The sequence below is a fragment of the Flavisphingopyxis soli genome (assembly GCF_007995095.1).
Classification (GTDB): Bacteria; Pseudomonadota; Alphaproteobacteria; order Sphingomonadales; family Sphingomonadaceae; genus Flavisphingopyxis; species Flavisphingopyxis soli.
Window position 1 is genome coordinate 13,625 of record NZ_VOPY01000004.1, and the last position, 12,413, is coordinate 26,037.

A 12,413-nucleotide genomic window follows, 5' to 3' on the forward strand; every position below is an offset into this window, starting at 1 on the left:
CGCCAATGCCTGATTTAGAAAAATGGCATCACGTAGATTTCACGATTCTTGCCTCTTGCGAATTGAATGCATCGGTCCGTTGTGGGACCGATGCATTCGCATTCAGCGAGCTATTTTCGCTCTACTCTTCATTTCCGCTCGGGGTGCTTAATCCGTTCCCGCTCGGTGGTGCTAGGGTGCCCTTTGGCGTAACGCTCGGTTACGAAGCGGCCGGACCGCGAACTGCGATGTGACGTTTGCTTGGGCACTTTGGCGTTAGGCATTTAATTTTCCACTTCTTTGAATGCGGGCATCTACCCGACTTAAAAAGCGGTCCAGAAATTTGCGCTTAACCAAAGCCGTGCTAATAGCACGGTGCTTAGCCTTGATGTTGCGCATTCCCGCACAGGGACCGCGTTCTGCACGAGGAACGATTGGGGGGTGCGGCTTTAGCTGCACCTCCCATTTTTCATAATAGCTCCTTGTTTTGGCAAAGCCGGTGATGCGCTTGAATTAATCCGGCAATTTTAAAGCGTTCTAAAAACTCTTCCACTGTTGGCGCTGACTTTGTCATCGCCTCGCGGTGTCGTTTACAAGCGCCAAGCGCCTTGTTGCTATCTAGGTCGATGATGTTCACGATAAAATCGTCAGGGTGAACTGCTTCGATGCCAAATTTATCGAGCGCATCTGGGGGAAAGTGTTTCAAGTTTGACGTTATAATGCCGTTGCAACGCCCTACAATTGCGGCAGCTAAGACGTGGCGATCATCTTTATCGGGCAGCTGAATCGCCTCGATAAATGGCTCGTATTCTGAAACTTCTGCATCTGGGAATTGGTCAACGAATGTAGCTTGAAGCGCGTCCAGTTTGGCATCGTCAATGTCGGAGTGGCGGCGCTGCACGCTGCGCCGCCACTCTTTTAGGACATCCTTTGACCATACAGGTCTGAGCAGCCGCGCATCCGCAAACCATAAGAGGGATGCTCTGAGAAACGCCGGGTGGAGCACATTGGCGTCTAAGAATGCGGAGTAACGTCCGACTAGCATTTCAGTCTTTCGACCCCACGCTTTCATCGTCGATAAGGCCAAGTTCCTCATCTAGTTCAACCATCTTAGCCAAGGCGTCGCGACGATCGCGAACGAACTTTTCCCGATGGTTCAAAACGTCTTTTGCGAGCAGCTTTCGATGCGTTCCAACCATTCGAAAAGGAAGAACGCGTTCCTTTAAAAGCTTTACAAGATGGGGTCGCGAAACGTTTAGTAGATCTGCTGCCTGTTGCGTGGTCAATTCGGCACTCACGGGAACAACCGCCACCGCGTTGCCATTGCCCATTTCCACTAGCATCTTGATCATCGTGCGAAAGATATTCGCTGGAATTGTGATGGGTTCGACCTTCGCTCCACCTTCGCCTTTAGCATCTTTGCGAGCTTGAGGCGTGAAGCTAATAGGGACCCCATGATCTAGCTTGGAAAATTGCCGAGCAGCAAGCCGTGCAGCGTCAATTTCCTCAACGCTGGGCTCGTGCAGGCTTTCCATATTTACAGCCAATGCTGCCATGTCAGATCTCCTTCTCGACAAACTCCATATAGCGATAAACGAAATAACCGCAATATATGAAATAAACGAAAACGAAAAATCTAAGTTCCGACTTTCGTACGCATGCGTCCAGCCCCGGTCTTCCTGACCGGCAGTGTAGGCAACTCTGTTGAGCTATAGGCCATTGGTATTAAAGGAATTCTATGCTGGCTTTGAACCCGTGGCAGCTCCGTTCCGATGGCAAAAAATATGTTTCACCACGGCGGATATTGGCCTCAGCGGTTTGGCACGGGGCCGGTCGACATTAAGATGCAATGCTGACGTGGCTGCGGGATGCTAGGTCAGGCCACGCTCTTGGGTTGAGTAGCCTAACGGTCCCGATTGAACATTGGGACCGAACCTGACTAGCTACCGTCCTTGGCCAGCCAAGCTCGCTGATATGTGAGATGTAATGTCGTTCGCAGCCTCGAGAAGGGGATCGGTGGCGAGGTGCGCATAGCGCGCGGTCGTTTGCACCTGCGTATGGCCGAGCAACTTCCCGATCATTGGCAGGCTCTGACCGTTGCTCACCGCGATCGAGGCAAACGTATGTCGAAGATCGTGGATGCGTGCGTCTTTTAGCCCCGCTCGTCCTCGGACGCGCTGCCAAAAGGGCTGGAGATCCGTCAGGTGCTGACCGTAATTGCGGCCGGTGATCACAAACGGGTTGTCGGGCAGTACTTCGACCTGGCCGAGGACTTCAAGCGCGGCACGCCCAATATGAACCACCTTCGCGCCCGTCTTGGAATCGGGAAGGCGAAGGCATTTGTTCGCGGTGTCGACGTGAGACCACTGTAGGGTCATGATCTCATTGAGACGACAGCCAGTGAATAGAAGTAGGCGGACCGCATTGATTGCCGATGGCAGCTCGATCGCTTCTTCCTCCATGTCGATCAGGATCCGGCCGAGCGAATGCAGTTCCGAGGATGAGAAATACCGCTCGCGCTTCTTCTCGGGATATTTCTTGATGTGCCTGCGCGGGTTTGTGCCGTCGGGTCGCAGCCCCCAAAGCTCGGCAAGATTGAACATCTTGGAGATTATCTCGAGATTACGGTTCGCTTGGTATGGCCGATGTCGCCAATCATGGTGATATTTCGCGACGTCGGCGCGGGTGACATCGATGATCCGGAGATGACCAATGGCCGGCAGAATGAACAACTTCAGATTACGGCGATACTCCTTGGCGGTGCTCGCCTTGAGATGGACCGCGACATGCTCCTCATCGAAGCGGTCAGCCAAATCGCGAACTAGCAGAGCGGTTCGCCGTTCCCGCTTCTCCAGTTGAGGATCGACGTCCTTTCGCAGCTTAACCAAGGCTTCGAGCGCAAGGCCGCGGGCTTGGTCCGGAGTGATTGCTCCAAACCGACCCAGGCTCATCCGACGTGAGGTGCGTCCATAGCGATACTGAACTACGAACTGTTTTCGCCCCGTTGGGAAGATGCGAATGCCGAAGCCAGATAGGTCTCCATCCCAGACAAAATAGTCGCTACTGCGGGGCTCCAGAGCCTCGATTTGACGCTTGGTTAGCTTGGCCATTTTACGCCTCCTGTTACCAGCGGCGATTTCGAGGTCCGATCCGGAAGCATATAGGAAGCAGGCGGGAACGAACCGTTGCGAAACCGTGCGTAGTCACACAGCCGTCAGACCGTTTAACAGTCAAGCTAAGACGCTGAAATAAAGGGTGATTGCGGTTTAAAGCGTAACTATGCGTAGGGTTGTGCTAGAGCCCTCATAACCTGAAGGTCGTTGGTTCAAATCCAACCCCCGCAACCACCATAGCATCCTGATCCCGAACCAATTCACCCCACTGTATCCAGTGGGGTTTTTGTCGTTGGCTCCTGGAGTTTATGAAGCAAGTGGGAGCGTAGGTTCGGGTGCCATGCGCTCTGTTTGCGTTTGGCAGCAGCGACACGAGCTTCGTCAAAGGGCCTAGTGAAGGACCGTGCGTGCTTAGGGTGCCATTCTGATTGGGCGGTCGGCGATCCGATCGTACTAAGCGGCTCAGTCGACAGGGCGCGGCAGTCGCTCCGAGCACAATAGCGTGCCGGGGTTGGAACGCTAATCGGCAGCTGCTCCTATTCGCCTTCGAATTTCCCTGCATAGGTCACACGGAGTTCCGCCTTTTGTAACTTGCCCATCGTGTTGCGTGGCAGTTCGTCGACGACGGCCACTGCCTTGGCGCCTGTCAGCGGCGCGGCCTCCAACAATGAGATGGAAAGAGTGCGAAATGCGGGCATCTGACGTTCGCGCTAGCACTTGGCGTTGTTGCCGTAGACCATCCGTGACAGCAGCATTTAGGGACCAGATGTACACATTGTAATAGTATTTGCTGGAATTGAGCTCGTCCGATGAGCCGGACTTTTTTGCCACTCACTCCGGTTTGGCGCCGCTGTTCCCTCGCACTCCGAACCGTTATTTCCCCCATCTCGACGAATGAGCCCTCCGGACAAGGTGACCACAGACTTTTCAGAGTTATGACCGGTCGTCACATTAATTAGTTGGAGAGCGCAAAACCTGGGTGTCGTAAAAATACAACAGACATGAACTTTTCCGTACCCCCTAACTTTGTGCAGTAACCGCCTTTTTGGCGTGGCCTTAGCCCCAAGGCTGGTCTGGTTTCCGGCGTCAAAGCGCCGCCTGTAAAGGCGATGGTACGACGCGCTATAGGGGTTTAAATAATGAACAGGTTTGACAAAAAGTTCTTGCTGCGCGGTACGTCCATCGCCTTGAGCCTGGCCTGGGCCAGCGGCGTAATGGCGCCCCAGCTCATGGCGCAGGACACGTTGGATTGCGCCGACGTCGATGGCAATGGTGTATGCGACGCCGATCAGGATACCATTGGTCCTGCTACCGCTGATGCGAAAGAAGGTTCAATTGTCGTCACGGGCTCGCGCATCCGGCGACCAAACCTCGCCTCCACCGTGCCGATCACGTCGATTGGTGGCGAACAGTTCTTCCAGCAGGGTCAGACCAGTATCGGTGACACGCTGAATGATCTTCCCCAACTGCGCAGCACCTTTGCACAGCAGAATCCTGGCCTAGGCATCGGTATTGCCGGGCTCAACCTGCTCGACCTTCGCGGCCTCGGCACCCAGCGCACGCTGGTTCTGGTCAACGGACGCCGTCATGTTCCTGCAGATATTTTGAACAATGCGGTGTCGGTCGACATCAACTCGATCCCGAATGACCTGATCGAGCGCGTCGATATCGTCACGGGTGGCAACTCGGCCGTTTACGGTTCGGACGCGATCGCCGGCGTGGTCAACTTCGTCTTGCGCAAGAGTTTCGACGGATTGCAGCTACGCGGTTCGGCCGGCATCACCGAAGCCGGCTTCGGCGGTAACCAGTATCTTTCGGCGATGTTCGGCAAGAATTTCGCGGATGGTCGCGGCAATGTGACCTTGCATGGCGAGTACTCGCGCACCGATCGCGTGTTCGCATCCGACGTTCCGGCTTTCCGTCGCAACGACAACTACCTGGTCGTCGATGCTGACGGCGGCACGGGTATCGTCAATGGCGGTGACGGTTATCCCGATCGCAACTTTTTCGAGGATATCAGAAGCTCGACGATCCATTTCACCGGCCTGGTCCCGATCAACCAGCGCAACGTCGCGAATGCGGGCCTGTGCGGCAATGCAACGACGGCCAACAATGGCCCGCCGAACACCGCCGGAACGGCGTTCAACTGCACCTATATCTTCACGCCTGAGGGCCGCCTGGTCCAGCAGACCGGTACGCGTTTCGGTACCGGTCTCAACAGTGCGATCATCGGCGGAAACGGACAGACTGGCCGCGAAGGCAACACCGTCTCGGTCCTGCCGTTCAATGAACGCTACAACTTCAACCTCCTGTCGCATTTCGAGTTTTCACCGGCTGCCGAACTTTTCGTCGAGGCAAAGTGGAACCGCGTGAATGCCGTGGGCAACAATGCCGGCCCTTCGTTCAACCAGGGTACCGGCGGAACGACCGATTTCCGCGAACGGCAGCGTCTCGACAACCCGTTCCTGAACCCGGCCGACCGGACGACCCTGGCCAATCTCATCCTGGCCTCCGGCTGTCGCCCGAGCTTGACGGTGACCTGTCCGGCCGCTGGCAACCTTACCGCTGCTGACATAATCGCAGTCAATAATGGCAGCTTCCGCTTCGTCAATTCGCGCAACCTGCTCGATGTCGGGTTGCGCGACGCGATCTATCAGCGTGACACCTATCGTATCGTCGGCGGTCTGCGAGGATCGTTCAACACCGACTGGAACTACGAGATTTCCGCGAACTACGGCAAGTTCAAGGAAGACACGCTCAACCAAGGCTTTATCGATCGGCAGCGTTTTGCGCTGGCACTCGATGCCGGACGCAACCCCATCACCGGTCAAATCCAGTGCCGTTCGCAGTATGATCCCGCCTCGGCGGTGCCGCTGGTCGGTTTTGCTGCACCGGCTGCCGCCAATGCGGCGCGACTGGCCGCCGATATTGCCGCGTGCGTACCGTACAATCCGTTCGGCACCCCCGACAACGCAGCATCGATCGCGTATTTCTCTCGTGATTACAAGAACACGGCCTCGATCGACCAACTCGTGTTCTCTGGTTTCGTGTCGGGCGATCTCAGCCAGGTCTTCGAACTGCCCGCCGGTCCGATCAGCTTTGCAATCGGCGGCGAATATCGAAGGGAAAACGCATATTTCAATCAGGACCCGTTCGTTACCGACGGCTTCACCAATGCGGTCTCGATTCCCACATTCGCTCCCGATGCTTTCGAGGTAAAGGAAGCATTCGGAGAAGTCCGCATACCGATCCTGAGCGACATGCCGTTCTTTGAAGAACTGACGCTGAGCGGTGCGGGCCGCGTGTCAAAATATCAGGGCAATGTCGGCACGGTCTATGCCTATAATGCGGGTGTCGATTACGCGCCGTTCGAGGACATTCGGTTCCGCGCCAATTACAGCCGGGCGGTGCGCGCTCCGAACGTTTCGGAAACCGGCTTCCCGCTGGTGCCGAACTTCTCCAACGGCTTCGTCGATCCGTGCAACCCGTCGGTCATCGGTACCGGGGTGCGCGCGGCAAACTGCCTCGCCGACGTTGGTCCCGCACTTCTTGCTACGTTCAACAACGTCGCGCAGTCGTTGCCGATCGTCAGCGGATCGAACCCCAACCTCACGGTCGAGAAATCGGACTCCTATACTTATGGCGTCGTCATCCAGCCGCGCTGGATACCGAACCTGAGCCTGTCGGTCGATTACTACAATATCAACGTGAAGGGCGTCATTTCGAGCGTCGGCGCGCAAGGTATCGTAAACTCGTGCTACGACTCGGCCTCGCTCGACAACATCTTCTGCAAGCAGTTCACGCGTTATCGTGGAACCGGGCCTGGCCCGCTTGGCGAAGATCCCGGCCGTATCCTGGGCAACTCGCTGATCAACGCACCGCTCAACTTCGCAAATCGCAAGCGCCGCGGTGTCGATACCAACCTGAACTACAAGACGAATATCGGTCCGGTATCGTTCAGCACCGACCTGATCTACACGCACGTATTCCAGAGCAGCAATTACCAGGATCCAACCAATCCGACCTTCGAAACACGGGTGTTGGGTCAGTTGGGCGATCCGAAGGACGAATTCCGCTGGGACTTCGACTTCGGTTCGGGGCCGGTCACGTTCGGATATCGCCTCCGTTATATCGGGCCGCAATATTTCAACACTTACGCCAGCCTGTTCACGATCAACGGGATCGCTCCGAGCGATATCGATGCGTTCCCGAGCACGCAGTTCCCCGCGATAACCTATCATGACATCCGGTTCGACTTCGATGTCGCGAAGGATGCCAGAGGTAACGCGATCAAGTTCTACGTCGGGGTTGATAACGTCCTGGATCAAGGCGTACCGCGCGGTGCGGCGACCGCAACAGGCGCGGGAAGCGCGATCTATTCGTTCCGCGGACGTAATTACTACGCCGGGTTCCGCGCCAGGTTCTAAGCGTCAATCCAACCATACTGCCCGGCAGGCCCCTCCTCCAGGGGCCTGCCGGGTTTACTACAAGCCATTGATCCCGCTGGCACCCTCGGCCGGATCGCACCTCTGAAGCGGGTGACCCGCCGAGCCAAAACCTCGGCCCAGCGCTCGCTCATCCCGACTTGCGCCCACATGCGCCGGCGAACGAAGAGGATTGCTTGACCGAAATCTTCCTGCAATGGCTGGACCCGGGGGATAGAACCACGGTGCTAGCAAGGATATTCCAAAACCGTTCGGGGCGCGTCATCGCTTTCCTCAGACTGGTTCTGGCGACAATCTTCCTGCTTGCAGTCTATTTCGAACCCACCCAGCCGGTCCGGTTTGCACCGTACGCCATTTTTCTTCTCGTCGGCTATCTGATCTTTTCGATCGCGGCCTTCGTCATCGCTTGGCGCAGTTGGTGGTATGATTTCCGTCTCGCCTGGCCCGCCTGGCTGGTCGACGTGAGCGTGTTTGCTGCCTCGATTGTCGCGACCGAAGGTGGCGCCGCCGACTTCAACAGCCCCTTTCTCGCCTTTTTCGTATTCCTGATGGTCTCGGCGACATTGCGCTGGCACTGGCGTGCGACCGCGCTCGCCGCGAGCGCGGTGCTGCTCGCCTATATCGGCGTAGGGATAGCGCTGAATATCTTCGGCCTCGAATTCAATGGTCCCAAATTCGCGCGGCGAACCTCGTACATGCTCGTTATCGGGATGGTGTTCGTCACATTCGCGATGCAGCGAGGCGCTGCCCGCGTCGACTCTCCCGGCGAAGCGCCTGGGCGCGACGCGCTCAAGGCGGCTTTGCGTTACGCGCTGCAGCAGTCGGGCGGTGGTCGGGGCATAATCCTGTGGGAAGATCGTGACGAGCCTGCGGTGGTGGCCGTCCTGCGCGGCGAAGACTTCTCGGTCCTGCCAGCCTTGCCCGACGAGGCAGCGAAGGACCCAGCCACGCGCCTGTTCGACCGATTGCGGAATCGCGAGCTGATCCTGCTACCTGGCCGCTGGATGCCGATCGCGCGAAAGGGCTCGGGCAACGGCGCGCTCGCTGCAGCTGCGGGTATCGACGAAGGCCTGTCCAGCGCGCTCATGTCGTCGGGCGAGGTGGTCGGCACGCTCGTACTGGCCGACCTGCCGTCGTTCGGGATCGACGATCTCGATCGGACCAAGGCAATCGCGCATGAGGTGGTCGGGATCATTCAAGGCCGCCGCCTCGCCGAACTGGCGCGCGACCGCGCCGTGACCCAGACGCGCGAAGCACTGGCGCGCGACCTGCACGATAGCGTCGCGCAGTCGCTTGCCGGCGCTTCGTTCGGCCTTGAGGCCTTGCGTCGCAGCCTCTCACCCGGCGAAACGCGTGCCCTTAAAATCATGACCGACCTCAAACAGTCGCTGCGCGAGGAACAGGCCAATATCCGCGAGATGATCGATCGCCTGCGCCGGGCATCCGATGATCGGCGATCGGTCAGCCTGTCGGCCGAGCTCGGCCGCGTCGTCGTCGAAAGCCGTGGCCGCTGGGACATCGGCATTGACCTGGCGGTGAGCGACGAGATCGAAGTGCCCGCGCCGCTGGTTTACGAATGCAAGCAGATCATCCGTGAGGCGATCGCCAACGGCGTCCGGCATGGCCAGTGCAGCCTGGTCGAGATCGATGCCTTTGCGAGCGACGATATACTGACCCTGCGGATTCGGAACAACGGCCGACGCGTTTCGATCGAAAACAGGGTGACGATACCCTGGACAATCGACCAGCGCGTGACCAGCCTGGGCGGCACCATGGCGTTGTCGTCCGACGACGACTATACGTCGCTATGTATCGACCTACCCAAGGGACGCCTGACATGAGCAGCATCGTTCTGGCCGACGACCACCCGTTCATCCGCTCGGCGGTCAGCCAGGTGCTCGAGCTGGCGGGACATTCGATTGCCGCCTGCGTCGCCAATGGCGACGAAGCGCTTGCAGCAGTTGCCGAACATCGCCCCGATATCGTCATTCTCGACGTCAAGATGCCCGGTCGCGACGGCATAGAAGTGCTGTCGGCGATGCATGCGGATGGCGACACCACGCCGGTCGTCCTCCTGACCGCGGGCCTGACCGACGAGCAGCTCATAGAGGCCTTGCGTTGCAACGTGCGTGGCATCGTCTTCAAGGACGGCGCCGAAGACCGGTTGGTCGAATGTCTCGAGGCGGTGGCGGCAGGACGGCGTTTCGTCGATCAGGAACTGCTCAACCAGGCCCTCGCCGAGTCGCTCAAGCCGCCCCCGGCCGATCCGCTGTCATGCCTGGCGCCACGCGAGCGCGAAATTGCCGGCTATGTCGGCAAGGGTCTTCGAAATCGAGAGATCGGCGATGCGATGGGTATTACCGAGGGAACGGTAAAGGTCTATCTCAACTCGATCTACAACAAGCTGTACCTGCGCAATCGCACCGCTTTGGCCTTGATCGTGATGGCGCCGTGATGGCCATTCACCAATTACCTATGGTCTAGTTTCTTTGGTCGGAGTTTCTTGAATCCGATCACAGGTTGCAGCTCACCGATTTCATAATTCCGGTCTACTTTTTTGCCGGGACGCATGGCCTGACCGCGAATAGCGACCTTGCATTGCCGAAAATTGTGGGATTGCTTTCGCGAGCTGTGCTCGAGATTGGCAACCGGGCAACGTTCGCAAATGGTTAATTGGCGGTGTCCCATGGCAGGATACACCTGTCCAGAAGCGCTCAGGGAAATGTCCGCTACCGGCCCAAAACGAGCCGTGAAAGCGCCGAGGTAAAAGGCGTTTGATCAGTCGGGCCGCTTCATCTCGAACAGTCGATCCGGAGAGCCACTTCAAGGGCTTGGCAATGCTTCGATCCAAACGTGCAGCGCAGGTCAGGGGATGATTTCCTGACCGTCCCAGGCGAAGCAGCCCCCCGATTGTACAGCCGTCAAACCGTCGAGGACGTCGAGCAGGTGCGCCGCCGACTGGTCGGGTGAGAAGATCTGGCCGGGGGCGACGGCTCGCTGGAATGGCTGGCTGAGGCCGGTATCGACCGTGCCGGGATGAAGCCCCACGCAAATGGCGTCGGGCCGGGTGCGCGCGAGTTCGATCGCCAGCGTCTTGATAAGCATGTTGAGCGCCGCCTTCGACGCACGATAGCCGTACCAGCCGCCGAGCCGGTTGTCGCCGATGCTGCCAACGCGCGCCGAGAGCGCGGCAAAGATGCCGCGGCCGCGACGGGGCAGCAGCGGAATGAAGTGTTTGGCGACCAGCATCGGCCCGGTGGCGTTGACCGCAAACAGCCGGGCCAGGCTCGCCGGATCGAGATCGCGCAGCGCCTTTTCGGGGGCAAGATCGGCGCTGTGGAGCAAGCCCGTTGCAATCAGGATCTGCGAAAACGGGGCTTTATCGCGCAAGCTTGCCGCAGCTGCTGCGATGCTGTTTTCGTCGGCCAGGTCGATCGAGGGTCGAGCGCCCTCCAGGTCGGTGCCCGACGCACGCGACAATCCCTCGACCGCGAACCCTCTCGCCTGCAAGCCCCGCGCGAGCGCGGCACCGATGCCACCGGAGCTTCCGATAACGAGGGCGCGCGGTCGAGCGATGTCGGGGTCTTTGGATGCCATGGGTCGCGTCCGCCGCCGGTGCCTAGCCGATCGGCGCCAGCCCATCCATGATCGCGGTCAGCGCGAGCGCGGTCTCGCGTTCCATCGCGCTATGGCCGGCATTGGTCCGGACATAGCTGGCGGGCGATGCGCCGGCGTCGGCGAGCGCCGCAATCAGGCGCGATGCCTGCGTCAGCGGGCAGACCTGGTCGAAGCGGCCGTGGACGATATGCATCGGGATGCCGGCTATCCGGTCGATGTTGTCGAGGATGTAATCGGGCTCGAGGAACAGGTCGTGCGCGAAGAAATGCGCCTCGATCTGCGCGAACGACAGCGCGAACTCGGCATCGCCGAACTTGCCGGGATCGCTGTCCTTGGGGATCATGTTGGAGATCGTCCCTTCCCAGACCGACCAGGCGACCGCGGCGCGCAGTTGCAGCGCGCGGTCGGCGTCGCTTGCCGCCGCCATGTCGAAGATCGCCTTGTAGGCGCGCATCATGTCGGTGCGGTCGGCGGCAGGGATGACTTCGACGAAGGCTTTCCATTCGTCGGGATAGGCGATGTAGCTACCCGGTTCGGTCAGCGCGAACGGCGCATCAGCAAAGGTCGCGGCATTGCCCTGGTACATATACTGCAGGTCTTCACGCGCGCCGAGGAAGATGCCGCGCAGGATCAGCGAGGCGACGTTTTCGGGATGGCGGATCGCATAGACCAGCGCCAGCGTGCTGCCCCAGCTGCCGCCGAAGACATGCATCGTGCCGGTGATATCGAGCGCGGTGCGCAATGCGTTGATGTCATAGACGAGATAGTCGGTCGTGTTGTTGACGAGCGCGATCTCGGGACCGGCGCTGGCCACGGTCGGCTGGCTCTTGCCGCAGCCGCGCTGGTCGAACAGGATCACGCGATAGCGAGCGGGATCGAAGAAGCGCGCCATGACCGGTGCGCAGGCACCGCCCGGTCCGCCGTGCAGGAACATGACGGGCTCGCCCGCCGGATTGCCATATTCCTCCCAGTACAATTTGTGATCGGGATCGCTATCGACCTGCAGCAGCCCGCTTTGGCTGGGGTCGGCGGCAGGATATTCCCATTCGTCGGTGATTGCGCTGGTGGCCTGGAGCCGGGATAGATCGATCATTTGCACCTCTTTGCGTTTCGTAAGGGCTAGGCGTGTCGCAAATAGATGGCAATCGCACCGGCGAATTCCATCGACCGATGCCGCATTATCAAGTGCCGCTTGCGACAGGCGGCAGCGAAAATGTGGGTTTCATCGTCGTGATCGATGAGGGCCATTGAGGGCGCG

At 58.8% G+C, this 12,413-nt stretch carries 10 protein-coding genes; 4 read left to right on the top strand and 6 right to left on the bottom strand.

From position 1 onward, the window contains the following. Positions 1-448: 448 nt before the first annotated feature. The 4 genes from FSZ31_RS12095 to FSZ31_RS12860 all read right to left on the bottom strand — a co-directional run bounded on the left by FSZ31_RS12095 (position 449) and on the right by FSZ31_RS12860 (position 3,790). A complete protein-coding gene (locus FSZ31_RS12095; protein WP_161596025.1) occupies positions 449-1,066 on the bottom strand; it encodes a PIN domain-containing protein in 618 nt (205 codons plus the stop codon). Continuing rightward, positions 1,026-1,535 (bottom strand): excisionase family DNA-binding protein, encoded by a 510-nt coding sequence (locus tag FSZ31_RS12100; protein ID WP_147123675.1) that lies wholly within the window; start codon positions 1,533-1,535, stop codon positions 1,026-1,028. The genes FSZ31_RS12095 and FSZ31_RS12100 overlap by 41 nt, the downstream gene beginning before the upstream one ends. A gap of 387 nt (positions 1,536-1,922) precedes the next feature. Next, a complete protein-coding gene (locus FSZ31_RS12105; protein WP_147123676.1) occupies positions 1,923-3,089 on the bottom strand; it encodes a tyrosine-type recombinase/integrase in 1,167 nt (388 codons plus the stop codon). Between the two features lie 539 nt (positions 3,090-3,628). Next, on the bottom strand, positions 3,629-3,790 hold the full coding sequence (locus FSZ31_RS12860) for a hypothetical protein (RefSeq protein WP_161596026.1): 162 nt from the start codon (positions 3,788-3,790) through the stop codon (positions 3,629-3,631). Positions 3,791-4,231: 441 nt separating this feature from the next. Between FSZ31_RS12860 and FSZ31_RS12110 the strand changes: the two genes are divergently transcribed. The 3 genes from FSZ31_RS12110 (at position 4,232) to FSZ31_RS12120 (ending at position 9,992) form a co-directional block, all read left to right on the top strand. Then, positions 4,232-7,519 (top strand): TonB-dependent receptor domain-containing protein, encoded by a 3,288-nt coding sequence (locus FSZ31_RS12110; protein WP_147123677.1) that lies wholly within the window; start codon positions 4,232-4,234, stop codon positions 7,517-7,519. Between the two features lie 194 nt (positions 7,520-7,713). Beyond that, positions 7,714-9,378, top strand: coding sequence for a sensor histidine kinase (locus FSZ31_RS12115; RefSeq protein ID WP_147123678.1), 1,665 nt, complete (start codon positions 7,714-7,716; stop codon positions 9,376-9,378). Further along, on the top strand, positions 9,375-9,992 hold the full coding sequence (locus tag FSZ31_RS12120) for a response regulator (protein WP_161596027.1): 618 nt from the start codon (positions 9,375-9,377) through the stop codon (positions 9,990-9,992). Before FSZ31_RS12115 ends, FSZ31_RS12120 begins: the two co-directional genes overlap by 4 nt. A gap of 410 nt (positions 9,993-10,402) precedes the next feature. Here the strand turns inward: FSZ31_RS12120 and FSZ31_RS12125 are convergent, their stop codons facing one another. Both FSZ31_RS12125 and pip read right to left on the bottom strand, forming a co-directional pair. Further along, positions 10,403-11,134: an SDR family NAD(P)-dependent oxidoreductase gene (locus tag FSZ31_RS12125; RefSeq protein ID WP_147123680.1), complete on the bottom strand. Its 732-nt coding sequence runs from the start codon at positions 11,132-11,134 to the stop codon at positions 10,403-10,405. A gap of 22 nt (positions 11,135-11,156) precedes the next feature. Continuing rightward, a complete protein-coding gene (pip, locus tag FSZ31_RS12130) occupies positions 11,157-12,248 on the bottom strand; it encodes a prolyl aminopeptidase (protein WP_201739182.1) in 1,092 nt (363 codons plus the stop codon). A gap of 32 nt (positions 12,249-12,280) precedes the next feature. On the opposite strand from pip, the gene FSZ31_RS13075 reads away from it, so the two are divergent. Next, complete coding sequence (locus tag FSZ31_RS13075; protein ID WP_268934286.1) at positions 12,281-12,406, top strand: hypothetical protein; 126 nt, start codon at positions 12,281-12,283, stop codon at positions 12,404-12,406. Positions 12,407-12,413 lie beyond the last annotated feature (7 nt).